23 protein-coding genes and 1 tRNA gene are annotated in these 22,711 nt (G+C 67.7%); 10 read left to right on the forward strand and 14 right to left on the reverse strand.

The genetic code is table 11. From position 1 onward, the window contains the following. Positions 1-81: 81 nt before the first annotated feature. The 6 genes from HNR24_RS04820 to HNR24_RS04845 all read left to right on the forward strand — a co-directional run bounded on the left by HNR24_RS04820 (position 82) and on the right by HNR24_RS04845 (position 5,186). Positions 82-615: a hotdog fold thioesterase gene (locus tag HNR24_RS04820; RefSeq protein ID WP_182495171.1), complete on the forward strand. Its 534-nt coding sequence runs from the start codon at positions 82-84 to the stop codon at positions 613-615. Positions 616-847: 232 nt separating this feature from the next. Next, positions 848-1,327, forward strand: coding sequence for a DUF6194 family protein (locus HNR24_RS04825; protein ID WP_259392407.1), 480 nt, complete (start codon positions 848-850; stop codon positions 1,325-1,327). 254 nt (positions 1,328-1,581) lie between these two features. Then, on the forward strand, positions 1,582-2,400 hold the full coding sequence (locus HNR24_RS04830; RefSeq protein WP_182495173.1) for a hypothetical protein: 819 nt from the start codon (positions 1,582-1,584) through the stop codon (positions 2,398-2,400). Positions 2,401-2,653: 253 nt separating this feature from the next. Next, the gene (locus HNR24_RS04835; RefSeq protein ID WP_259392408.1) at positions 2,654-3,472 is read left to right on the forward strand and encodes a class F sortase; all 819 of its coding nucleotides are present in this window, start codon (positions 2,654-2,656) and stop codon (positions 3,470-3,472) included. A gap of 239 nt (positions 3,473-3,711) precedes the next feature. Beyond that, complete coding sequence (locus HNR24_RS04840) at positions 3,712-4,530, forward strand: hypothetical protein (protein ID WP_182495174.1); 819 nt, start codon at positions 3,712-3,714, stop codon at positions 4,528-4,530. A gap of 218 nt (positions 4,531-4,748) precedes the next feature. Next, a complete protein-coding gene (locus HNR24_RS04845; protein ID WP_182495175.1) occupies positions 4,749-5,186 on the forward strand; it encodes a TIR domain-containing protein in 438 nt (145 codons plus the stop codon). Between the two features lie 6 nt (positions 5,187-5,192). Here HNR24_RS04845 and HNR24_RS04850 read toward each other — a convergent pair whose 3' ends face one another. Further along, positions 5,193-6,344: a glycosyltransferase family 4 protein gene (locus HNR24_RS04850; protein WP_182495176.1), complete on the reverse strand. Its 1,152-nt coding sequence runs from the start codon at positions 6,342-6,344 to the stop codon at positions 5,193-5,195. A gap of 83 nt (positions 6,345-6,427) precedes the next feature. Continuing rightward, positions 6,428-6,501, reverse strand: a tRNA-Gly gene (locus HNR24_RS04855). 115 nt (positions 6,502-6,616) lie between these two features. On the opposite strand from HNR24_RS04855, the gene HNR24_RS14225 reads away from it, so the two are divergent. Continuing rightward, positions 6,617-9,892: a glycosyltransferase gene (locus HNR24_RS14225; RefSeq protein WP_182495177.1), complete on the forward strand. Its 3,276-nt coding sequence runs from the start codon at positions 6,617-6,619 to the stop codon at positions 9,890-9,892. Between the two features lie 45 nt (positions 9,893-9,937). On the opposite strand, the gene HNR24_RS13950 is transcribed toward HNR24_RS14225, so the two are convergent. Together HNR24_RS13950 and HNR24_RS13955 are read right to left on the reverse strand one after the other, a co-directional pair. Continuing rightward, a complete protein-coding gene (locus tag HNR24_RS13950; protein ID WP_232301769.1) occupies positions 9,938-10,210 on the reverse strand; it encodes a nucleoside/nucleotide kinase family protein in 273 nt (90 codons plus the stop codon). 43 nt (positions 10,211-10,253) lie between these two features. After that, the gene (locus HNR24_RS13955) at positions 10,254-10,604 is read right to left on the reverse strand and encodes a nucleoside/nucleotide kinase family protein (protein WP_232301768.1); all 351 of its coding nucleotides are present in this window, start codon (positions 10,602-10,604) and stop codon (positions 10,254-10,256) included. Positions 10,605-10,970: 366 nt separating this feature from the next. On the opposite strand from HNR24_RS13955, the gene HNR24_RS04870 reads away from it, so the two are divergent. Then, the gene (locus HNR24_RS04870) at positions 10,971-11,345 is read left to right on the forward strand and encodes a hypothetical protein (protein WP_182495178.1); all 375 of its coding nucleotides are present in this window, start codon (positions 10,971-10,973) and stop codon (positions 11,343-11,345) included. Positions 11,346-11,378: 33 nt separating this feature from the next. Beyond that, positions 11,379-12,422, forward strand: coding sequence for a hypothetical protein (locus HNR24_RS04875; RefSeq protein WP_182495179.1), 1,044 nt, complete (start codon positions 11,379-11,381; stop codon positions 12,420-12,422). Positions 12,423-12,484: 62 nt separating this feature from the next. On the opposite strand, the gene HNR24_RS04880 is transcribed toward HNR24_RS04875, so the two are convergent. The 10 genes from HNR24_RS04880 to coaD all read right to left on the reverse strand — a co-directional run bounded on the left by HNR24_RS04880 (position 12,485) and on the right by coaD (position 21,233). Next, positions 12,485-13,420, reverse strand: a complete 936-nt coding sequence (locus tag HNR24_RS04880) for a glycosyltransferase family 2 protein (RefSeq protein ID WP_182495180.1) — start codon at positions 13,418-13,420, stop codon at positions 12,485-12,487. Next, positions 13,417-14,679 (reverse strand): glycosyltransferase family 4 protein, encoded by a 1,263-nt coding sequence (locus tag HNR24_RS04885; protein WP_182495181.1) that lies wholly within the window; start codon positions 14,677-14,679, stop codon positions 13,417-13,419. Before HNR24_RS04885 ends, HNR24_RS04880 begins: the two co-directional genes overlap by 4 nt. Further along, a complete protein-coding gene (locus HNR24_RS14230; RefSeq protein WP_182495182.1) occupies positions 14,676-15,914 on the reverse strand; it encodes an LCP family protein in 1,239 nt (412 codons plus the stop codon). Before HNR24_RS14230 ends, HNR24_RS04885 begins: the two co-directional genes overlap by 4 nt. A gap of 166 nt (positions 15,915-16,080) precedes the next feature. After that, positions 16,081-16,905: a phosphotransferase gene (locus tag HNR24_RS04895; RefSeq protein WP_058888792.1), complete on the reverse strand. Its 825-nt coding sequence runs from the start codon at positions 16,903-16,905 to the stop codon at positions 16,081-16,083. Next, positions 16,902-18,029 (reverse strand): Fpg/Nei family DNA glycosylase, encoded by a 1,128-nt coding sequence (locus HNR24_RS04900; RefSeq protein ID WP_182495183.1) that lies wholly within the window; start codon positions 18,027-18,029, stop codon positions 16,902-16,904. Before HNR24_RS04900 ends, HNR24_RS04895 begins: the two co-directional genes overlap by 4 nt. Further along, positions 18,029-18,778, reverse strand: coding sequence for a ribonuclease III (gene rnc / locus HNR24_RS04905; protein WP_198144715.1), 750 nt, complete (start codon positions 18,776-18,778; stop codon positions 18,029-18,031). Before rnc ends, HNR24_RS04900 begins: the two co-directional genes overlap by 1 nt. A gap of 26 nt (positions 18,779-18,804) precedes the next feature. After that, the gene (gene rpmF / locus HNR24_RS04910) at positions 18,805-19,008 is read right to left on the reverse strand and encodes a 50S ribosomal protein L32 (RefSeq protein ID WP_058888791.1); all 204 of its coding nucleotides are present in this window, start codon (positions 19,006-19,008) and stop codon (positions 18,805-18,807) included. Between the two features lie 65 nt (positions 19,009-19,073). Continuing rightward, on the reverse strand, positions 19,074-19,640 hold the full coding sequence (locus HNR24_RS04915) for a YceD family protein (protein ID WP_182495184.1): 567 nt from the start codon (positions 19,638-19,640) through the stop codon (positions 19,074-19,076). 75 nt (positions 19,641-19,715) lie between these two features. Next, entirely contained in the window at positions 19,716-20,639 is a 924-nt protein-coding gene (gene galU, locus HNR24_RS04920; RefSeq protein ID WP_058888789.1) for a UTP--glucose-1-phosphate uridylyltransferase GalU, read from the reverse strand. A 117-nt stretch (positions 20,640-20,756) separates the two neighbouring features. Beyond that, complete coding sequence (gene coaD, locus HNR24_RS04925; RefSeq protein WP_058888788.1) at positions 20,757-21,233, reverse strand: pantetheine-phosphate adenylyltransferase; 477 nt, start codon at positions 21,231-21,233, stop codon at positions 20,757-20,759. An 87-nt stretch (positions 21,234-21,320) separates the two neighbouring features. Between coaD and HNR24_RS04930 the strand changes: the two genes are divergently transcribed. Beyond that, entirely contained in the window at positions 21,321-22,670 is a 1,350-nt protein-coding gene (locus HNR24_RS04930) for an aminotransferase class I/II-fold pyridoxal phosphate-dependent enzyme (protein WP_259392409.1), read from the forward strand. The last annotated feature ends 41 nt before the right edge of the window (positions 22,671-22,711 follow it).

Below are 22,711 nucleotides of genomic sequence, written 5' to 3' on the forward strand. Positions count from 1 at the left end.
CAGCCGGTGGCGGGCTTGGGCCGGGCTTGGGGCGGGGCTCCCGGCGCAGCCGCTCGGGCCGCAACATCTAAGCTGGTCCCCATGACTTCTCAGCATGATGCCCTCAACCACGTCTCTGCCACTCAGGCTCCCGCCGGCCCCACCCCGTTCCCCACTGACGAGGAGCGCCTCGCCCTGATGGACGCCGCCGGGATCCCCAAGGAGTACCAGCAATGGACCGGCCCGCACGGGGTCACCCCGCTGGGCGTGAAGATGGGGCTGCGCTATGTGGAGATGCACCCGGACAAGATGGTCGCGACCCTCCCCGTGGCCGGCAACGAGCAGAACATGGGCCTCTTCCACGGTGGCGCGCATATGGTGCTCGCCGAGACCCTGGGCTCGATCGCCGCAATCCTGCATGCCCGGGTCAACCTGGGAGTGGACAACGCGGTGGTCGGCACCGAGCTCGGCGCCACCCACCACCGCTCGGTCACCGAGGGCCTGGTCACCGCGACCTGCACCCCGATCAACCTGGGCCGTCAGCTGACCAGTCACGAGATCGTGATGACCGACGACGCCGGCCGCCGGCTCTCGACCGCCCGGATGACGAACATGATCTTGCCCAACCGGGGCTGAGTGTCCTCGGGGACGATTTCAGGGGACCTTCTCCGCTGCCACTCAGTTCCCGCTCTCCCCTGCCCTCCCCCTGACCTTCCCGGCGCCCTCCCCCCACGATCTGTCGCATCCCGATGCCATGTCCCATGGCTATGGACGTGCATAGGGATGGGACATGGCACAAGAATGCGACAAGGCATGCTGAGGGAAACGGCGTGAGGCGCTCAGGCACGTGCAGACTTAGACCATGCACATGGAACAGATCCTGTCTGAGGTCCGAAGCTACGACGGCGTCCTCGAACTTGCGCCTGCGCAGGGCAGCGAACACCCGGAGATCTCCTGGGGTGACCACTTCTTCTACTACGCGCCGGATGGCGAAGTGCCCCACAACCGGCAGCCCTACGCGACCATCGTCACGAAGAACTATCCGGACGATGAGGCCTCCCACCTGGACTCCGCTGACCGTTGGCGGCTGAACATCCACGTCGGCCCCACGATCTTCACCGAGCTCCTTGGATACGGTCCCGAGCAGATGGATGAGGCCGATGTGGACTACAGCGTGGTGGACACCTTCACCCCTCACCCGATACATGGCGCCTTCGGGTGGGTATGTGTCGTGAAACCCGGGATCAAGACGGAGGATCAGGCCCGGGCGGCTCTGCGCCCGGCACATCTGGCTGACCGTCGCCGCGTGGAGCGCCGGAGCAGCGGGCCATCGGCGCTGAGTGATTGAGGGGCAGAGCGACTGAACGGCCAGCGGCCAGCGGAGAGCAGTCAGAAGCAGCGGCTAGCGGAGAAAAACGCAGCCTTCAAGAGAGATTAAAACCTCGCGTGATCCCGCATTCCTGGGCGGATCGATGAGCTGAGCAACTTTTTTTGAGATTTCCCCATCCAATCCTGATTCGGCTCCGAACACGGTGTGCGTGGAGTGATCGAGACCACGTTTATACGACACAAGAACACATCACCTTGACGAGGAGTCCACACATGCGTACCTCCAAATTCTTCGCTGTTCCGACCCTGGCCCTGGGAGCGATGCTCCTGAGCGCTGGCCCCGCAATGGCCCACTCCGGCCACGGCCCCGAGACCGACGGCGCCACCACCGCCGATTCCAGCCAGTCCTGGTCCTTCCAGACCAGCCTGGACCCGCTGAACAACTCCGGCACCGTCGGTGACGTGCTCATCGAGGGCCAGGGCAACCAGGCCACCGTCTACATGACCGTCGACGGCGCAGCCGAGACCTTCATGGATGGTCCCTTCCCCCACGCCCAGCACATCCACTTCGGCGCGCAGGGCCTGTGCCCGCCAGCCGATGCTGATCAGAACGGCGACGGCGCGGTCAACGTCGAAGAAGGTGCACCCTTCTACGGCGGCATCGGCACCTCGCTGACCACCGAGGGTGACACCTCGGCTGATTCAGGCCTGGCCGTGGAGCGTTTCCCCGGTGGCAGCAGCTACACCTACGAGCGCAGCCTGGAGATCCCCGATGACGTGCTGGCCTCGATCGTTGATGGCACCGGCGTCGTCGTGGTCCACGGTGTCGATCCCACGCTGCTGACCGAGGAAGCCGCGAACGCTCCCTCGGAGCTCGATGAGTCGCTGCCGCTGGCCGCGACCCTGCCCGCAGCCTGTGGCACGCTGACCGCCTCGCAGATGGACGGCATGCCCGAAGGCGGCGCTGACACCGGCGTGGCCGCTGGCTCCGAAGGTGCCGGGATGGCCCTGGCCGCAGGCGGTGGAGCCCTGGCACTGGGCGCGATCGGTGCCGGTGCCTACATCATGCGCAAGCGCCCCACCGAGTCCTGAACCGGACTCCCCGAGCCCTGGCTCCGCGGTGACGATGTCAGGGATCTGACGCTGAACCTATGAGTCAGACAGCCAAGTCAGCGGCTCTGCAGAACCTCGCTGGTTCTGCAGAGCCGCTCTTGGCTCTACGTTCCCGCGCTGAAATATCTTTCACGGGGACTGTAGATTGTGAGGACCTCCACTTCCGGGCGGGAAGTGGCAGGTTGAATGAGATTGTTGCCGCCCAGAACGTCCAATCTGAAAGGGAGCATCGATGCCTCCGCTCCGCAGCGAACATCGCACACTCATCCCGGCGGTGCCAGGCAGCCCCCGTCGCGGCGGCGTCGTCGCCATCACCGCGGCACTGATGCTGGCTCTCTCGGCATGCTCCCCCGGTCAGGACGGCGAGGCCGGGGCAAGTGAAGATACCGCTCCGGCAGCTGTTGAAACAGAGGCCGGTGCTCCGGGCACCAGCGAAGATGCCGGGACCGACGAGGACGCCTCAGCCGAGGCCTCACCTTCTGATGCGCAGGACTCCTCAGATTCGGAGGATGCCGCAGAAGATGCAGCCGAGGAGGACTCGGAGGCCGAGTCTGAGGCGGGCACCGACGCCGAGAGCGCCGATGAGCCAGCCGAGAGCGCGGCCACCCCGCCGGTCTCCTTTGAGATCCCCGCGATCGGAGCCGGCTCAGAGCTGCTCCACCTGGGCCTTCGGGAGGACAACACGCTGGAGGTCCCGCCCGGTGATCCCGGCTCCCCGGCCAGCTGGTACACCGGGTCCCCGGCCCCTGGCGAGCGGGGACCCGCCGTGCTGTTGGGCCACGTCGATGACTCCCTCGGCCAGCCCGGAGTCTTCGCGGACCTGCCCGATCTTGTCGAAGGAGATGAGATCACCGTGGAGCAGGAAGACGGAAGCACCGCCACCTTCGAAGTCACCAAGGCCGAACAGTACGGGAAGAACACCTTCCCCACCCTTGAGGTCTACGGCAACACCGAGGATGAAGAGCTGCGGCTGATCACCTGCGACGGATACAACCAGGCCACCGGGGAGTACGAAGACAACTACGTGGTCTACGCGACCCTCGTCGGCTGACAAGGGCCCACCCGGCCGGGGGGCAGCCGGTGAGTGGCTGGTCGGAACGCAACGGTGGGGTCCTGAACGACGACTCTGCGTGCCCGATTCCCGCACGTACTCCCGAAATACCCCGTGCGTTCATGTAAAACTAATTCTTTATTTTTATTTTCTGTGGGCAACTTTAATAATATGGTGAGACAGGCGTCACTCTCAGGTTCGGGTGAACGTCTCGTTCCTGCAATGAGGAGTTACCGAAGATGCGTAAGTCAAAGTTCTTTGCTGTTCCGACCCTGGCCCTGGGAGCGATGCTCCTGAGCGCTGGCCCCGCAATGGCCCACTCCGGCCACGGCCCCGAGACCGACGGCGCCACCACCGCCGATTCCAGCCAGTCCTGGTCCTTCCAGACCAGCCTGGACCCGCTGAACAACTCCGGCACCGTCGGTGACGTGCTCATCGAGGGCCAGGGCAACCAGGCCACCGTCTACATGACCGTCGACGGCGCAGCCGAGACCTTCATGGATGGTCCCTTCCCCCACGCCCAGCACATCCACTTCGGCGCGCAGGGCCTGTGCCCGCCAGCCGATGCTGATCAAAACGGCGACGGCGCGGTCAACGTCGAAGAAGGTGCACCCTTCTACGGCGGCATCGGCACCTCGCTGACCACCGAGGGTGACACCTCGGCTGATTCAGGCCTGGCCGTGGAGCGTTTCCCCGGTGGCAGCAGCTACACCTACGAGCGCAGCCTGGAGATCCCCGATGACGTGCTGGCCTCGATCGTTGATGGCACCGGCGTCGTCGTGGTCCACGGTGTCGATCCCACGCTGCTGACCGAGGAAGCCGCGAACGCTCCCTCGGAGCTCGATGAGTCGCTGCCGCTGGCCGCGACCCTGCCCGCAGCCTGTGGCACGCTGACCGCCTCGCAGATGGACGGCATGCCCGAAGGCGGCGCTGACACCGGCGTGGCCGCTGGCTCCGAAGGTGCCGGGATGGCCCTGGCCGCAGGCGGTGGAGCCCTGGCACTGGGCGCGATCGGTGCCGGCGCCTACATCATGCGCAAGCGCCCCACCGAGTCCTGAGCTCGGCGGAACAGGCCTCTGACCTGGCAGGACGGGCACTCCAGCCCCGCACTGACCTAGGCTAAAGACCGCAACCACAGTGGTGGCCCCGCGGAATCCATGCATCTCGCATGCGTTCTGCGGGGCCATTCCTGCATTCCTCGCCAGCCACCAACCACCAGCCACCAGCCGTCCGGCACCAGCCACCAGCACACGCTCGACACGACAGGTCACCCGCCATGCCTCACCCGACGTTCTTCAGCTGGCACCACGAGCTGGATCACCTCAGGTCCTCCGTGGTCTGCAGCACCCCGCACCTCGAGGATGCGCACAAGACCTGGATCTCCGCCCCGGCCTGGCAGATGGTCACACCAGCAGGTGAGGCCGCGACCGAGGCCCTGATCCTCAGCGAACTGAAGCACACCGCGGTCACAGCTGTGCTGATCGGGCCAGAGACGGCGGGCAGGCGGTGGGTGCAGCACGAGATCAATTCCAGCTTGAAGCGCGGGAACGGCCTGTTCGGGATCTACCTGCACAACATTGAAGATGAGTTCGGCAGCACGGTGCCCAAGGGGGCCAACCCGTTGCCGCCGGGCTACCCCACCTATGACTGGGTCCTCGAAGACGGATTCAGCAACCTCAGCCACTGGGTGGACGCCGCATACTTCGCGCCCTGAGCAGGGTCACCGCCGGGAGGCGCGGGAGAGCAGCACGCCCAGGGCGTCCTCGATCGCCGCGGCGTGCTTCTCAGCGGTATAGCGTTCCCGCACGACGCCGAGGCTCGCCTCCCCCAGCTGCCTCAGCTGCGCCGGAGCCGCCAGCAGCTCGGTGAGCACCCTGCGCAGCGAGCCGGCGTCGCCGGTCTGGTAGTACCGGCCAGTCACGCCCTCGATCACGGCCTCGATCTCGGGACTGGAATCGGGATTGCCGTCCTCGGCGAGCACCGGGACACCGAAGCTCATCGCCTGGGTCACGTTCAGCCCGGCACCTCCCACGGAGACCGCGAGATCGGCCCGTGCGTAGAGCCCACGCAGCTGCTCATAGTCGTACACCGCGCCGAGGAACTGCGCGTCCACGCCGTGATCGGCGAACACCTGCTCCAACCGGGGGCGCTCCGCACCCTCCCCCACGATGAGGACCTTGGGCCGTGCCGCATCGGGCATCTCACCCAGGGCCTCAGCGAGCAGGTCCAGACGGTGCCGGGTGGTCAGCCGGGAGCTGTAGATGATCGTGCCAGCTGAGCCGGCGTCGTCCTCGGGGGTTCTACCGGCGTCAGCTGCGGCAGATTCCCGTGCCAGGCAGGTCAGGGCCTCGGGGTAGATGCTGTTGTAGATGACCTGGATCTTCTCGGCGGGGACCCCGTAGGAGCTGCCGAGCTCGCGGGCGCGGTCGCCATAGACCAGCAGCCCGTCGGTGAGCCGGTAGAAGGCCAGCCGGACCTGACGCTTGAGCCCCGCCTCGGGGCGTTTCCAGCCGTGGCCCCACATGATCAGGGTGCGCCCACGCAGAGCGGCCACCGCACAGGCGACCCAGGCGGAGAGTGTGGGGATGCGTCCGGCGATCACGTAGGCGTCATGCTCACCGGCCCAGATCTCCCGGACCTGCCCGTGTTCCCACCAGAACTCGCGGATCGCGGAGAACCGCAGCGGGCGCACCTTCGCGAGGACCTCCTCGGCAGCGGAGTGGATCGTGTCCGCAGCGGTGGCCTCAGAGTTCTTGAACCGCCCCACCAGGTCGAAGTCGTAGCGCGTGGAGTCCAGCAGGCGGCGCAGCAGCGGCTCGCGGTAGTGCGCCACGGTGGGCTGGACCACGAAATACACCCGGGGACGCGCCATGGGTTCCTCTCCCTTGTGAGCCGGTACGGCGGCAGGTAAAGAAAAAGCCCCTCCTGCTGTGAACGGGAGAGGCTGACTGTGATTGGAGGGGATGACGGGAATCGAACCCGCATCGTTGGTTTGGAAGACCAAAGCTTTACCACTAAGCTACATCCCCGAAAACGAGCGGATTTCTGGCCTCTTCAGACCGGTTCTCCGCCGCAACGAGACTTTACTCTAGCAAGCGGGACTGCCTCCTCCAAACCCAACACGCCCCGGGATAGTGTCGAGGGGTGAAACTCCCTGACGACGCCTCCCGCGCAGCCGAAGCACCGCCCGAAACCAGCACCCCCAGCACCCCGGCAGCCCTCGGCTCCGTCTCCGAGCTCACGACGGCGGCGCAGCACGCCGCGCAGGCCCACGAACTCGCCGCCCAGGAACTCTCCAGCTCAGCGCACCATGACCAGCTTTGGGGGCCCCTGGAGCGGGCACACCGGGAGCGCGCTGCGGACCTGCGTGGACGCGCCGAGGCGGGGGTCGAGCCAGGCGCCGAGCACCCCTCCGAAGGGAGCGTGCCGTCCGAGGCGGGGGACGCGTCGCCATCCGCACCGCTGGCCGCACCCCTGGCCGCCCGGTCTGTCCAGGACGCACTCGCCGGGGCGCGCGCCGCCGCCGCGCAGCTGCCCGCCACCGAACCGGGGATCTCCCGGCCCACCCTGGACCTGCGAATCGGCATCATCTGCGACCGATTCCTCTTCGACACCTACTCCGGGGCGGCACACCTGATCCCGATCACCCCGCAGAACTGGCAGGACCATCTCCACGAGGTCGATCTGCTGCTGGTGGCCGCCACCTGGCGCGGACACGACGGCGTCGCGTGGGACAACACTGCCGCAGAAGCCCCGGAGCGCCGTCGGCTGCTGACCCACACCATCATCCCGGCCTACCGCGAGGCGGGCGCCCCGCCGGTCTACTACGGCAAGGAGGACCCGCCGGACTACCGGCAGTTCCTCGACGTGGCCCGGGCCTGTGACCACATCTTCACCACGGCCGCCGAGGTCCTCGAGGACTACCGGCGCGACTGCCCGGAGGCGAAGAGCGTCGAGGTGCTGCCCTTCGGGGTCAACCCGCTGCTGCACTCCCCGATCGGGTCCCGCAGCGCCCCCGCCGAGGCCCGCGAGCTGATCTTCTTCGCCGGGTCCTGGATGGGACGGAAGTATCAGAAGCGGGCCCGCTACGCCGAGTGGATCCTCGACGGGGTGCTCGACGCGGGGAAGCCGCTGGCGATCGTGGACCGCTGGTGGGAGGAGGTGACCGCCCAGCTGGACGCGGAGCAGCCGCTGCTCAGCCCGAATCATCTGATTCCGGTGAAGTACTGGCCCTACCGGGTCCCGGCCATGGACCACCATGAGCTGATGGATCTGCAGCGGGTGGTGGACATCGCGGTGAACCTGAACTCGGTGATCGCCTCGCAGACCATGTTCGCCAACCGGGCGCTGGAGCTGCAGGCCGCCGGCACCCTGGTGCTCTCCAGCTACAACCAGGGCCTGAACTCGTATCACCCGCAGGTGCGCATCGCGAACTCCGCGGCCGATGTCGAAGAGACCCTGCGCGGGCTCGACCTGGAGGAGCTGCGCCGGTCCCAGGGCGACGGCGTCCGGGAGGTCTTCCTGGGCCATCACGTCTCCGACCTGCTCACCCGAGTGGCCCGGACCGCCGGCAAGGACGTGGCCCCGCAGCAGGAGCTGGTGGTCGCCGTGGCTGAGACGCTCACCGCCGAGCTCGCCCAGGACATGGCCGCGCAGCGCCGCACCGGGCTCGCCGCTGCGGGTCAGGGCTCCGACTCCGGCGGGTTCTCCCCGGTGGAGCTGCTCAGCTGGGAGCAGCTGGGCGCCCGCGCCGCGGATCCGCTGGCGAGGCCGATCGACGTGCTGCTGCCGCTCTCTCCGGCGCGCCGCTACGGACCGGACTACGCGGCCGATCATGTCGCCGCGTTCCGCTACCAGTCCGCGACGATCACCGCGAAGCTCCATGGCAGCGCCACGGAGACCGACCCGCAGGCCCACCAGCATCAGCGCGGCTTCGAGGATCTGGACCTCACCGCATGGTGGCGCCCCGAACCGGCCGCCCTGGTCACCCCCGCGGTGCTGGCGGCCTCCGGGCAGGATGCGCGGGTCTACGCCATCGATCATCTGGGACATGCCAGCGCCGAGGCCATCGAAGCGTCCGGCCTCACCCCGGCCGCACTCCCCCACCCCGGGGATGACGTGGATACGGTGAAGGCCGAGGTCCGCCGCACGGCGCAGGCCGAGCAGCTGGAGCTCTCTGTGATCGTGCCGATCTACAACAACGGGGATCACCTGCGGCATAAGGCCTTCGCCTCGCTGCGCCGCTCCCCGCACTTCCCGCAGACCCACGTGCTGCTGATCGACGACGGCTCCACCGACCCGGTCACCGTGGCCACGGTGGAGGAGCTCGCCCGGAGCTACGGAAACGTCTCGGCGTTCCGGCACGGCACCGGGGGGTCCGGCTCGGCCTCGCGTCCGCGCAACACCGGCCTGGAGCTCACCGCCACCGAGTACGTCACCTACCTGGACCCTGATGATCAGGAGCTCGAGGCCGGGTATCACCTGCTGCAGCGGCGCCTGGCTGAGCACCCGGAGGCGAACTTCGCACTGGGCACGCAGGTCACCTGGACCAACCGGCACCAGATCCTTCCGGTTCACGACTGGTACACCGGGATCGAGCGGCGCGATGGGATGTGCTGGCCGACCCGGGACTCGCTGCGCGAAATCCGGTTCCGCCCGGCCTCGATCGAGGGCATCGTGGCGCGCACCGAATGGCTGCAGTGCCTGGGCCTGACCCAACCGGTGGGAGCCACCGGGCAGGACACGTTCTTCTTCCAGCAGATGATGTTCCACGCCCGCGCCTATGTGCCGGTGGACCGTCCGGTCTACACCTACTACGGGGCAGTGGACACCTCGATCGTGAACGTGGTGAGCCCCGGATACTTCAGGAAGTATCTGATCCTGGAAGCCGCCCGCGCCTCCTGGCTGCGCGAGGTGGGTCTGCTGCAGGACTACCTGGACTCCCGCTTCGAGCACTTCTTCGTCACCTGGTACCTCTGGAAGTTCTCCCGAGTGCCCGCCGCCCAGCGGGCCGAGGCCGCGGAGGTGCTCGCCGAGATCGCCGCGTTCTACGTGGAGGATCCGGAGAGCCATGCCTGGCAGACTCCGGAGGCGCTGCGCTTCTTCGGTCAGCATCGGCTGCCCTCCCCGGGCAAGCTGCGGCCCCTGGCGGGACGGCTCAAGCGCCGGGCGCTGAACACTGCGGGCCAGCGGATGGGTCAGTTCAAGCGCACCCGGCTGGGCCGCGGCGCCGGTGCCCTCTACCGGCGCACGCTGAAGCCGAAGTCCAAGACCCTGGATCGTGTCACCGCCCTGCGTGAGGTCTCCGCCGAGATCGAACGGATCCAGCGGCGGCAGACCAGCCATTGGGGGATCACCGCGGCAGAGGCAGCCTACGCACTGGCGGTACAGGATCGGCGCCGGTCCCCCGACGCTGAGTAAGTGGGCGCGGCGGACTTCGAGGTCCGGGGCCCGGCTGCTGCAGAGTCAGGGCCTCCGGGTGGGATCTGGCCGTGGGGAGCGCGTGACGCGAGGCGCCGTGAAATCGGAGTTGTCCACGACGAAGCTGGCGCGTTCCCACGGCCGTGCAGCCGCGAAGTAGAGGCGCTGACCCTCGACGTACCGTCGCATCGAGGGATGTTCTGGGTCCGGGTTGCTGCCGTTCCGAGTGGACATGCGCGCTGCGGTCTCGGTGAAAGGCACGTCTAGGAAGACGGAGGCGTCCCAGCGCCCGGCGAGCTCGTCACGGTGGAGGAACATCCCCTCCAACACCACGAGGGCACCTGATGGACAGGGAACCGCTTCAGGTCTGAGGTGTTGGTCCCTTGACGCCATCGTAGGACGCGGATCTGTACCAGCCGTCACCGGAAGGGCCTAGAGGGCGGAGGACATACTCCTGCAAGGCGGCGTAGTCGTATGTGTCCTCCCAGAAGCCCTTCGGCGAGTGCCGGCCCTGAGCATGCCTGAGCCGGGAGGGATTCAAGAAGTCATCGGCGTGGATGAGGATCACCGGACGGTCGTCAATGGCGTCGGCGAGCCTGGCGGCGAAGCAGGTCTTCCCGCTCCCATCGACACCGTCCACCGCAACTATCCGACCGTTGGCCCCAAGGGCGCTGAGAATCTGCCCCGCCAGGGAACGCATAAAGATGTCCATGGCGCCATCCTGTCAGTAGTTCACCCGCGGGGGCCGTCGATCTGCATGTTGGGGGGTGCTTGAAGTAGCGGCGTGGCCTGCCTGAGAGTCCCGACGGGTCACCAAATCAAGTGAGTTGTATCGGTGGTAAACGGCAGAGCGGTTGATCACGAGTCGGTATCGGTGCGGATAACCCCTTATACGGGGACCGAGGAACTGGATTAGCCTGAAACGAGTGTCCGAATGCGACGCCCGAAACCGAAGGCTGGTATGCGCTTACGCCCCGTCAACGCTGGGATCATCGTCCTGGCGCTCTCTCTCGTTGGCTGTATGGGGGACGGCGCACCTGGCCCCCATGGGCCCTCTCGATCGCTGACCCCCGAGGAGGTGATCGAGGAAAGCCTGGCGACGTGGCAGGTGACCGACGGTTCCGCGGTCAATGGTGATGACACGACGCTGGCGATCGGCGTCACTCGGCTGGGCTGCGCGAACGGCGAAACAGGTGAGATCTCCGACGTCGACGTCCAGCTGGGTGATGACCAAGTGGCTGTCCGCGCACGTGTTGAACCCCCACCCGGGTCCGCCTACAACTGTCTTGGGAATGACATGGTGGAGGTCCAGGTGGATCTCGGGGAGCCCATCGGTGACCGGATGCTCGTGGACGGGGTGTGTGAGCATCCACGCGCTGCCACGACGAGCGCTTGCGACACGGATGTGCGGTGGCCCCTCAGTCGCGACGATGGACCACCAGCTGGGTCATGAGGGATGGGGTTACAAGACAAGGAGTTGACGCGCATGTCAGGAGAGTTCAGATACGTGTCTGATGTGGGGCGTGGTGAATGGCTTCGTCCGCTGGAGGATGAGGCATTCAGCAGCTTCCTGTCGATCGTGCCCCGAGGGTACGAGATGTATGCGCGAGTGCTCCATCCGGTGGTTCGCGACCGGCCACGCGCAACCAAGACATGGCACGGTCTCGACGAGACCACATTCTTCGGCAATGCATCGGATTTTGACGCCGAGATCGAGTCCCAGCGCTCCACCTGGACGGAGGCCGCCTCGGCATTCAACACGACCATCCACCCCGAAGCGCAGTACGCACGTCTTCTGCGGTCTGAACCTGGCGAAGTGCACTCAGCCGTCGGACACGATGGGTGGCGCTATAGGGTTCCAGCCGAAGGCCACCTGGAAGCCAGCGCACTCGCGACCGTCACTGCTGTGCTCGCCCGGCACACTGCTACCCCGGATGCAGGCATTGCCGCGATCTGGGAGGGATGGGGTGGCCTGGTGAGCTCGGCAGGATCGCGACTCGTGATGGTGCAGATGGCCGATGACTCGCCTGACGATGACCACGGCGCGAGGGGCGCATGGCGCGCCACAGCTCGGTCCATCCAGCGGCTTCGAGCTGACCTCCACCGGTTCAGATGGAAGGCCCTGCGCTCAATACAAAGCCGACTCCCCACGCCCGCGTGGAAGGTCCCCAAACCGGGGTCCGGGGTGCTTGATGTCGAGATCGCGACCGGGCCACGCCTCGACCTGCACGGAGGTACCGGGCGGCAGTATTTGCTGTTCGAGGCTGGAGCAGAGGACTTCCGCGATCCCTCCTGGACCGCCCGCGCGCCGTGGACCAATCATGCTGCGTGGGCCCAGTCGCCCAGCATCCTATGGCCCGAGGACCACTCCTGGGTCCTCGCCACCGAGATCGACTACGACTCAACGCTCATCGCGGGAACCCGAGAGCTCATCGGTGAACTCATGAAGACGCCAGACCTTGAGGTGTTTCCGATCGGCACAGACGCGGACCTGACCTGGAACGGTGACGCACTGAATCGACCCAGGTGAAGTCCGCACCGCTTTGGGGAGAGTTCTTCTAGGCCGGGGAGCCTCGGGCGACACCAGTTGGATCAGCGTCCGTATTCCTCGTAGCTCCGACCCGCCGCCGCCTGGAGCATGCCGAGACCTTCGCGGTGGTAGACGCTGTCCACGTAGCGCACCGGCTGGCGTTGCAGCCGGCGGGCCGCGGTCCGCGCGGCCCCATAGCCGAGCCGGCCGACGCCCTCGGCGGCGATCCGCAGCCGCAGCGCCGCGGTGGGCCGCTCCAGGGCGGCGCCTCGGATGAGTTTGGTGGCGCGCACGTGACCGGCGCGGATCCCGCGCTGACGCATCCAGGCCGGGCTGAGCCGCTCGGCAGGCAGGTCTTCCTCCACCCGCGCCTCGGCGCACCACCAGGAGCGCGCTCCTGCGGCCTGCATCCGCCCGAACAGGTCCGAGTCCTCGCCGCCGATGAAGCTGAACGCCTCATCGAAGCGGTACCCGGCGCTGGTGAACCAGTGCGCGCGGACCAGCACATTGTTCGTCGCGGCCCGCAGTCCCCAGGGTCCGGTGGGGAAATCGATCCGGCGGATGAAGCCGCTGTTCTTCAGCCACTCCGGCGGGTTCTCCCCGAAGTGGGTGATCACCGGGCCTGAGACGGTGTCGGCGCCGGAAGAGTTGGCGCAGTCGATCATGGTGCGCAGCCAGTCCGGGGCGGCGCGCTCGTCGTCGTCGAGGAAGAGCACCGCCTCCGCGTCGGCGGGAACAGCCTGGAGCGCGGCGTTGCGCGCGGCGGCGATCCCGGGGCGGGGCTCATGGACGTAGTGCGCGCCCGGATACTGGGCCCGGACCTGGGCCTCGGCGTCGGCCTCGGGGCTGTTGTCCACCACGATCAGCCGCGGCAGCTGACCCGGCTCCCCCAGCTCCTGGGCGCGCAGCGAGTCCAGCAGCTGCCCCAGCGGACCGGGCCGGCGGTAGGTGCAGACACAGATATAGGAGTTGGCCGGGGTGATCACCGGGTGAGTCACCGCGTGTGCTCCTGCAGCAGCTTCCGCAGCAGAGTGGCGTAGCGGCGACCCAGCCCCGGCAGGTCCGCGTACTCGGCCACCCAGGTGCGCCCGTTGCGATCCACCGGGGTGGAGTCGGGATCTGCGGCGAGCGTGGTGAGCGCGGCCGCGATCTCCTCGGCGTCTCCGGAGAGGAAGCTGACGTTTGAGGCGTGGCCCAGCACCCAGGCCGCCTCGCCGGTGACCGCGGCGGTGATGTGTTTGCCCAGGCCCAGCAGCTCGAAGGTCTTCGAGGGCACCGTCCAGGCGAAGGAGGCCCAGTCGGTGCGCAGACTGACCAGCGCGGTGTCCGCCCAGCGGTAGTGCTCCCAGATCTCCTCACCGTGGACGGGATCGAAGAACTCCACCGCCCCGCTCTCAAGCGCGCCGGCCTCGGCCGCGACCTGGCGCAGCTGGTCCTTCTGGGTGCCGGAACCAACCAAGCGGAGCACGACGTCGAGCGCGGGCGCACCCTCGGCACCCGAAGCGTGCGGGCCAGTCTGCCCGCGGGGAATCATCGCGACTGCCGCGATGATCCGCTGCAGCGCCTGGCTCTCACCGTGGTTGCCCAGGTAGGCGATGCGCAGCTGTCCGGCCTCACGCTTCCGGTGCTCCAGCTGCGGCACCTGATCCAGGGCCACGCCGTTGCTGATGGTCTCCACCTTCGAGACCCCCCGTTCGCGCAGCCGCTGGGCGAAGCCCTCGGTCACGGTGACCACCAGTTCGGCGCGACGCTGCACGCTGACCACGGCGGATTCCATCAGTGTGCCCAGCACGCCGGCTTTGACCCCGGCCTCGCGGGCCAGTTCGGGCCAGGCGTCGCGCATGTCGACCACCAGCGGGACCCTGCGGCAGCGGCTGACCATCCACCCGGCGCAGATGGTGGGCAGCGCGGGGACCGTGGCGATGACCAGATCCGGTTTCGGTGCCCCGAGCGCCCGGGGCACCATCAGCACCGAAGAGACCAGATCAGAGGCGAAGCGTCCGGCGCGGGAGTTGCGGAGCAGGACATACGGGGTCCGGTGCAGCCGTTCCCCGGAGGGCCCAGGTGTGGGCCGGAGCCGGAAGCGGCCGGTGGAGCGGACCTCTTCGGGGGTGTGGTGCAGGTTGACCGCGGGGGTGACGACGTCGACCTCCCAGCCGTCCTCGCGCAGCGAGTCCACCAGGCGTTCCCAGCGGCGTTGGGGAGCCGTGCGTTCCGGCCAGTAACTATGGGTGAGCAGCTGGACCCTAGGGGTCACTGCTGCTCCTCCTCGGATTCGCGCAGCTCGACGTATTCGATGAAGCCCTCCATGTTGTCGTTCTTCAGGGAGCGTTGCAGCAGCTCCAGCATCTCTTCGTCCTTGAGGATCACCTGCGCTCCGCTGGCGGTGGTGGCCATCTCCCCGGTGGGGATGGTGAACATCTCGATGTCTCCGGAGCGGATGTCGCGCATCTCCAAGGCGTAGGCGGCGATGGTGTTCGCGTCCAGGCCGTCGTCCACGCTGAGGTAGGGCACGATCCCGTTGACCACGTCCATGACGCGCTGCGGGTTGGTCAGCGTGTCCGCGGAAAGCAGCTGATCCACGATCCCGTTGATCACCAGCTGCTGGTTCTGCACCCGGGTGAAGTCACCGGTGGGGAACGCCTTGCGCTCACGCACGAAGCGCAGCGCGTTGTCCCCTTCGAGCCGGATGGTGCCCTCGGGGTAGAACGCCGGGTTGTGCTGGCCGGCCGAGAAGGGCCGGGGGTTGTCCACGTAGACCCCGCCCAGGGCGCGGGTCAGGTCGGAGAAGCCTTCGAAGTCGATGATCGCCACGTGGTCGATGTGGGTGTTCAGCAGCTCCTCGACGGTGTCGATCACCAGCGAGTAGCCGCCCACACCCAGCGCGGAGTTCACCCGTCCCTGACCCTCGCCGGGGACCTGCACCCAGAGGTCACGCACGATCGACATCACATAGACCCCGGAGCGGTCGGCGGGGATGTGGACGAACATCATGGTGTCCGAGCGTTCCGAGGCGTTGTCCCCGATCTCACCGCGGTACTCCACGTCGTCCTCGCCGCGGCTGTCGGAGCCCAGCAGCAGCATGTTCACCGTGCCGTCCTCGGTGCGCCCGGCGGTGTCATCGCCTTCGAGTTGAAGATCCAGGACGTTGCGCTGGTCATCGAAGGAGCTGCGCAGCTGCTGGACGAAGATCAGTCCGGCGCCCACCGCGACGATCACCAGCACCGCCACGGCGATGAGGCTGTTGCGGATCAGGCGGCGGCGTCGTCGGGGGTCTTTCGGGGTCTGCCCGGTGCCGTCCTCGCCGGACCCAGACCCGGACCCAGACCCGGACCCGCCACCGTCACCAGCGCCGGACCCTGCGCCCGGCCCGGAGGCGACGCTGGGATCGGCAGGGTCGGTGGACTGCGCAGCGGCCGCCGAGTCCGCGGGGAGCCTGGCGGCCCGGCGCGGTCGGTGCGGCTGTGGCTCGGGTGCCCTCTTATCGGCCACAGACCCTCCTTTGCACGTACATCGATCCGATTCATGCTAGCCCACCAGCCTGGGGGCCTGCGCATTCACCTGCGCCGGGAACGCCCCCGGGACGACGACGGCGCGCCTCGCCGACCAGCACCAGCGCGGCTCGGGGCGCAGCTCAGGGCCCGGCTCGAGGCGCAGCTCAGGGCACGACGCCGGGGTCCTCAGGTGGCGCACCGGAGGCTTCGTCCCAGAGCCTGCGGTAATACTCGATGCGGGCAGGGTCCGGCTCGATCCCATAGCCCTCCCAGAAGACAGCCTCCTGGTAGCGCGGAAAGTTCCACCCCAGCGACATCGTCATCACGGCCAGATCGGCCCATCGATCCGCCACGGTGAGCCGGCCCAGGTCCACGTGGGCCAGGAAGGAGCCGTCAGCTGCCAGCAGCGTGTTCGGCGCACAGGGGTCGCCCTGGCTGAGCACGAGCTTGTCGATGCCACCCGGTGGTCCCGACGCGGCGGCGCGGTGCACGGTGTCGTCTCCGTCTGCATCCGGCTCCTGCTGGGGACTCCACTGAGGTGGCAGCTCCGCATAGTCCACCTGGTGCAGCCGGCGCAGCCCGGCGCCCAGCGCTCGCAGCGCGGTATCCGGCTGGTGCTTCCAGCGCTGCGCCACTGCAGACTCACCCGGCAGCGCCCGGGTCAGCAGCACCTCGCCGTGCATATCTGCGACCAGTTCGACGGCCACCGGTGCGGGGTGGCGTCCCTGGAGCCACTGCAGCCGCTGCGCCTCGGCGGTGAGGGACTCCGAGGTCCCGGCCGGGTTCCACTTCACGTAGAAGTCGATCCGCCCGCCGGGGCCGGCGCTGGCCACGGAGAATGTCAGCCCCCCGGCTTGGTTCTTCCAGACCGGACTCAGCTCGGCGTCGCGGAGTCCAAGGGAATCCAGCGCCCGCACCAGATGCGCCGGGGCCTTGGTGTGCCCCGGGGGTGTGCCGGCCAGACCGGACTTCGCGCCCACCGTGCTCACTGAGGCGCCGACCTGGGGGCAGACCCGGGCGCCGACCGGGACGCCGGCTTAGGCGCCGACCGGGGCGCCGACCGGGGCGCGCGCTGACACGTGGGGCAGAAGTGCGAGCCGCGGTTCATGAAGCTCTCCCGGACCACCTCGGTGCCGCACCGCAGGCATGGCCTGCCCTGCTGGCCGTAGACCTGCAGCGAGCGGTCGAAGTAGCCGGAGGCGCCGTTGACGTTGACGTAGAGCGCGTCGAAACTGGTGCCCCCGGCTTCCAGGGCGGCGAGCATCACGACCTTGACCCCGTCCAGCAGCCGGGCAGACTCGGCGCGGGTGATGGTCGCGGTGGGGCGCAGGTAGTGCAGCTTCGCGAGCCAGAGCGCCTCATCGGCGTAGATGTTCCCGATCCCGGAGACCATGCCCTGATCCAGCAGGCCGCGCTTCAGGCCGGTCCTGCGCCGGCGCAGCGTGCGGAAGAAGGTCTCCGCATCCAGGGCCGGCTCCAGCGGGTCCGCCGCAATGTGCGCCGCGGCGGCGGGGACGCTGCCACTGGGATGGGTGGAGGGGACCAGCTCGGAGATCTGCATGCCGCCGAAGATCCGCTGGTCGATGAAGCGCAGCTGGCGCGGGCCGGAGTCTGCTTCTCCAGGGGAGTCATCCTCGGCAGCCTGCAGAGAAAGTGCCGAGCCCTCCGGGGAAAGTTCCGCTGTCTCCGGGGAGGGTGCCACGGCCTCCGACGCCGGCGGCTCCGCGGCCTGCCGGACACCGGCCTCCAGCTCACCGAGTTCGAGCGTGATCTTCAGATGCTTCTGCGTGGGGGCGGCAGGATCATCGATGAGCACCTGCCCGCTCATCCCCAGGTGGATCAGCAGCGACTGCCGCGGCGCCTCCGCGACGGGTGCGGTGTGGTCCTGCAACGGGATCCAGAGGAACTTCCCGCGCCGCTGGGGCGTCAGGAGCCGCTGCTGGTTCAGCGCGGTACTGAAGGAGCCCAGCCGGGCTGCTTCCTCTAGCCCGGCGCCGAGCCCGTGCCGGCGCAGACTGCGTGGATCGTGGATGATCACGGATTCCACGGTGCGCCCGGCGGCCCAGCGGCTGATGCCGCGGCGGACCACTTCGACCTCGGGCAGCTCGGGCATCAGCTGGCGGAGGGCGCTTTGTCCCCGAACCGGTCCAGGACCAGGGTGAGGATGTCGCCCTGCTCTCCGCGACCAGCGGTGAGGGTCTCCACGGTGGCGCGGGCGGCTTCCCGCTCGGCTTCCTTCTTCGACGGTCCGGAGCCGGACCCGTAGGAGGTGCCGCCGATGACCAGGGTCGCGTTGAAGGATTTGTGATGATCCGGGCCGAAGTCGGTGATCATATAGCGGATCTCTCCGAGGTCCCGGGCTGCCGCGATCTCCTGGATGGTGGTCTTCCAGTCCTTGCCGGCGGTCATGGCGTCTTTGTCGCTGAGCAGCGGCACGACCAGACGCAGCACCAGCCGGCGCGCGGTCTCGGTGTCGGTGGAGAGGTAGGCGGCGCCGATGAGCGCCTCCATGGTGTCCGCCAGGATCGAGTCCTTGTCCTGGCCGCGGGTGAGCCGCTCGCCGGCGCCCAGACTGATGTGCGGGCCCACGCCGAGGCTGCGGGCCACCCGGGCCAGGGCGCGGGTGCTCACCAGCGCGGCGCGCAGCTTGGCAAGGTCTCCCTCGGCCAGATCCGGGAAGGTCCGGTAGAGGTAGTCGGTGACCGCCAGTCCCAGGATCGAATCCCCGAGGAACTCCAGCCGCTCATTGGTGGGCAGGTTGGAGTTCTCATAGGCGTAGGAGCGATGGGTCAGCGCAAGACGAAGAGTCCCGGGGGCAATATGCACCCCGAGACTCTTCACCAGCTCTTCGTGATCACTCACGTGCGTCGTCGTCATGTGCCGACGACTCAGGCGTCAGCGACCTTGCGACCCTTGTACTCATAGAACAGCGGGGAACCGGCGGAGTCAGTGACCAGCTTGGCCTGGTGAGGCTGGCTGTAGACGACGCGACCGTTCTCCACGGTCTTCACCAGCTTCGGGACTGAAGCCTTCCACTGCGAGCGGCGGTGACGGGTGTTGGATCGGGACATCTTCCGCTTTGGAACAGCCACGGTGTCTCTTTTCTCTCTAGATGATGGACAGGGTCTTGGACTACGAAGTTCTAGGTGTTCAAATCTCAGGTGCTGGTGCCGGACTCGGGGTCCGGCTCCGGCAGTCCCGCGGCCACGTCCTTCAACGCGGCCCAGCGGGGGTCGAGCTGCTCGTGGTGGTGCTCGAGGTCGTCCTCCATGCGGAATCCGCAGCTGGAGCACAGTCCCGGGCAGTCCTCGCGGCAGACAGGCTGGAACGGCAGTGCCGAGACCATCAGGTCCCGCAGTACCGGCTCCAGGTCGATGGTGAGGTCATTGCCCATCGGGCGGGTGTCCTCATCCTCTTCCTCTGCCGCGTCGGTCCGCGCCTTCTCGGGCCAGCTGAACAGCGTCATGATGTCCACGGTGAGCGGGTACTCCAGCTCGTCGAGGCATCGTCCACACTGTCCAGTGACCTCACCTACGGCAGTGCCTGTCATCAGCACACCTTCGTGCACCGATTCCAGACGCAGATCCACCTGCAGCTCGCTGTCCTTCGGGATCCCGATGAGGACCGTTGCGAAGTCCTCTGGGGCCGGGACAGTTCTGTGAATCTCGTGCTGAGTCCCAGGTTTTCCCCGGAGCTCCTGCACGTCTACGCGTAGAGCAGTCATTGCTGAACCACTCCTTCATGATCTAGACCGACGTGCCACTCTACCAGCCGAGACGGCCGGGGAGCGAACCTGCGATCAGATCTGGCCGACGAACTCCTTGAGCCATTCGCGCAGGTCCGGACCGAGGTCCTCGCGGTCGGCGGCCAGGGTCACCACAGCCTTGATGTAGCTGAGCTTGTCCCCGGTGTCGTAGCGGCGTCCGCGGAAGATCACGGCGTGGACTCCCCCGCCGTCCTCGGCGGGCTTCGACGCCATGGCCTGCAGCGCGTCGGTGAGCTGGATCTCATTGCCGCGCCCGGGCTTGGTCTGCTCCAGCTCGGCGAAGATCGCCGGGTGCAGCACGTAGCGACCGATGATCGCCAGGTTCGACGGCGCCTCCTCCACGGGGGGCTTCTCAACCAGGGCGTGGACCGGGACGACGTCGGCGGGCTTGCCGTCCTCCCCGGTGACCTTGTCCTGACCGTTGGCATCGATGACGCCGTAGGCGCTGATCTTCTCCTGCGGGACCTCCATCACGGCGATGACGGAGCCTCCAAGGCGCTCCTGGGTCTCGAGCATGGTGGAGAGCAGCTCATCGCGCTCGTCGATGAGGTCATCACCGAGCAGCACCGCGAAGGGCTCCTCGCCGACGTGGCGCTTGGCGCAGAGCACCGCGTGGCCCAAGCCCTTGGCCTCGCCCTGGCGGATGTAGTGCAGGTCGCCGAGCTCGGTGGCCTGGCGGACGGCATTGAGCTTATCGGTGTCCCCCTTGGCCTCCAGGGTGGCTTCGAGGTCAGGGACCCGGTCGAAGTGGTTCTCCAGGGAGCGCTTGTTGCGCCCGGTGATCATCAGGATGTCATCCAGCCCGGCCTTCGCGGCCTCGGCGACGACGTACTGGATCGCTGGCTCGTCCACCACGGGAAGCATCTCTTTGGGCATGGCCTTGGTGGCCGGGAGGAATCGTGTGCCCAGCCCTGCGGCGGGGATCACAGCTTTGCGGGTAGACGTAGTTGAACTCATGGACACACCTTATCGTTATCGGGCCGTTTGATCGGACGGTTCTATGGCGTTTCCCGCACCCGTATTGCGGATTTCTGCAGTCCTGGCGGTTCTGCGGAAGGCCGCTGCGGAAACAGGTCAGCGACGTCGGTCCTTGAGTCTGCGCTGGACCGCGCGCGGGATGAACTCCGCGACGTCGCCGCCGAGGGTATGGACTTCCTTCACCAGGGTGGAGGACAAGTGGGTGTAACGGCCGTCGGCGGCGAGGAACACCGTCTCTAATCCGGAGAGGTGCCGGTTCATGGTGGCCATCGGGGACTCGTAGCTCAGATCCTTGGGGTCGCGCAGGCCCTTGACCAGGGCGTTGGCGCCGACCTCCTTGCAGAAATCGGTGAGCAGCCCGGTGCCGAGCGGCTTCACGCTCACTCCCCGGACGTAGGAGAAGGTCTCCCGCGCCATCTCCATGCGTTCCTCAACGGAGAACATCGGGTTCTTGTGCATATTGGATGAGACCGCCACGATCACCTCGTCGAAGAGGTTCGAGGCACGGGCGATGATCTCCACATGTCCGTTGTGCAGGGGGTCGAATGATCCGGGGCACACTGCTAGCTGCATGATCTGACACTACTTCAGGTGGGCAGCAGCCTGCTCCACGGCGCGCAGGAGACCTCGGGCCTGCGCGGGCTGTCTACCATGGAACCCATGTCCTCTCACCCCACCAGCCCCGATCCGCTCTCCTTCGACCAGCCCTGGGCCCGGACCGCGGCCGGCGCCAACACGCTGGGAGTCGGGACGGGCCCGAGCACCCCTGCGGTGATGCCCACCATCTACGAGCGCACGACGGCGGCCGCCCTCGCCCACGGCGCGATCAACCTGGGCCAGGGCTTCCCCGACATGGAAGGACCCGACTGGCTCTTGGAACTGGCGGCCCGCGCGATCATCGAGCCCGAGACCGGGCCCCGGAACCAGTACGCGCCGGGGATGGGCCTGGGCGAGCTGCGTGAGGCGATCAGCGCCGCCGCGGCCCGGCGGCAGCAGGTCACCCTTGATCCGGAGTCCCAGGTGATGGTGACCACCGGGGCGACCGAGGGGATCTCGGCGAGCATCCTGGCCTTCGCCCGCCCCGGCAGCGAGGTGCTCACCTTCGAGCCGCACTATGACTCCTACGGGGCCTGCGTGGCCCTGGCCGGTGCCCGGCTGGTCGGCGTCGCGCTGCGCGGGCCTGAGTTCCGCCCCGATCTGGACGCCTTCGAGGCCGCCATCACCGAGCGCACCTCGATGATCCTGCTGAACACCCCGCACAATCCCACCGGCACGGTCTTCAGCACCGAGGAGCTGACCCGGATCGTGGAGCTGGCCCGCAAGCATGATCTGCGGATCATGTGCGATGAGGTCTATGAACACCTGGTGCTCTCCGATGCCCGGCTGGCGCATCGCAGCATCCTGAGCATCCCCGGAGCCGAGGAGGTAGCGGTCGCGGTGGGCTCGGCGGGGAAGTCGTTCTCGGTCACCGGGTGGAAGATCGGCTGGATCACCGGTGGCGCCGAACTGGTCAGTCAGATTCGCGGGGTCAAGCAGTTCCTGAGCTTCTCCTCCGGCCCGGCCTTCCAATGGGCGGTGGCCCAGGGGCTCGAGGACGACCGCGGATTCTTCGCGCAGAACACCGCCGAATTAGAAGCCGGCCGAGATCTGCTCCGGGACGGCCTTCAGGAGCTGGGCCTTGCCCCGAATCGGGCCGAGGCCGGGTACTTCGTGGTCGGCAATGTCTCGGGGGTCACCTCGCTCTCGGCCGCGGCGTTCTGCCGGGTCCTCGCCGAGGAGGTCGGGGTCGCCGCGATCCCGGTCTCAGCACTGACCATCCAGCACCTGGCCTCCCCGACCGATGAGCTGGAGCACCTGGTGCGCTTCGCGTTCTGCAAGGACCACGCCACGATCGCCGAGGGGCTGCGCCGGATGCGCGAGCACCTGCCCGCCGCGCTGGCTGCCCACCCGCCGCGTGCGAACCCGACAGCTGCCGCCGCAGGGTCCCGCGCCGGGACCGGAAGCCTCTGATGGCTGAGTCTGAGATGCAAGAGGCCGGGACGCCAAATTCA

The sequence above is a fragment of the Nesterenkonia sandarakina genome (assembly GCF_014138825.1).
Classification (GTDB): Bacteria; Actinomycetota; Actinomycetes; order Actinomycetales; family Micrococcaceae; genus Nesterenkonia; species Nesterenkonia sandarakina.

Bases quoted from the DNA above. Each gene is read 5' to 3' on its own strand.
- HNR24_RS04850 (WP_182495176.1), bottom strand. From the start codon at position 6,344: ATGGCGCGTCCCCGGGTGTATTTCGTGGTCCAGCCCACCGTGGCGCAC.
- HNR24_RS04825 (WP_259392407.1), top strand. From the start codon at position 848: ATGGAACAGATCCTGTCTGAGGTCCGAAGCTACGACGGCGTCCTCGAA.
- HNR24_RS04840 (WP_182495174.1), top strand. From the start codon at position 3,712: ATGCGTAAGTCAAAGTTCTTTGCTGTTCCGACCCTGGCCCTGGGAGCG.
- coaD (WP_058888788.1), bottom strand. From the start codon at position 21,233: ATGCAGCTAGCAGTGTGCCCCGGATCATTCGACCCCCTGCACAACGGA.
- HNR24_RS04875 (WP_182495179.1), top strand. From the start codon at position 11,379: ATGTCAGGAGAGTTCAGATACGTGTCTGATGTGGGGCGTGGTGAATGG.
- HNR24_RS04820 (WP_182495171.1), top strand. From the start codon at position 82: ATGACTTCTCAGCATGATGCCCTCAACCACGTCTCTGCCACTCAGGCT.
- HNR24_RS04830 (WP_182495173.1), top strand. From the start codon at position 1,582: ATGCGTACCTCCAAATTCTTCGCTGTTCCGACCCTGGCCCTGGGAGCG.
- HNR24_RS04930 (WP_259392409.1), top strand. From the start codon at position 21,321: ATGTCCTCTCACCCCACCAGCCCCGATCCGCTCTCCTTCGACCAGCCC.
- HNR24_RS04915 (WP_182495184.1), bottom strand. From the start codon at position 19,640: ATGACTGCTCTACGCGTAGACGTGCAGGAGCTCCGGGGAAAACCTGGG.
- HNR24_RS13955 (WP_232301768.1), bottom strand. From the start codon at position 10,604: ATGGACATCTTTATGCGTTCCCTGGCGGGGCAGATTCTCAGCGCCCTT.
- HNR24_RS04845 (WP_182495175.1), top strand. From the start codon at position 4,749: ATGCCTCACCCGACGTTCTTCAGCTGGCACCACGAGCTGGATCACCTC.
- HNR24_RS04900 (WP_182495183.1), bottom strand. From the start codon at position 18,029: ATGCCCGAGCTGCCCGAGGTCGAAGTGGTCCGCCGCGGCATCAGCCGC.
- HNR24_RS13950 (WP_232301769.1), bottom strand. From the start codon at position 10,210: ATGTTCCTCCACCGTGACGAGCTCGCCGGGCGCTGGGACGCCTCCGTC.
- HNR24_RS04835 (WP_259392408.1), top strand. From the start codon at position 2,654: ATGCCTCCGCTCCGCAGCGAACATCGCACACTCATCCCGGCGGTGCCA.
- galU (WP_058888789.1), bottom strand. From the start codon at position 20,639: ATGAGTTCAACTACGTCTACCCGCAAAGCTGTGATCCCCGCCGCAGGG.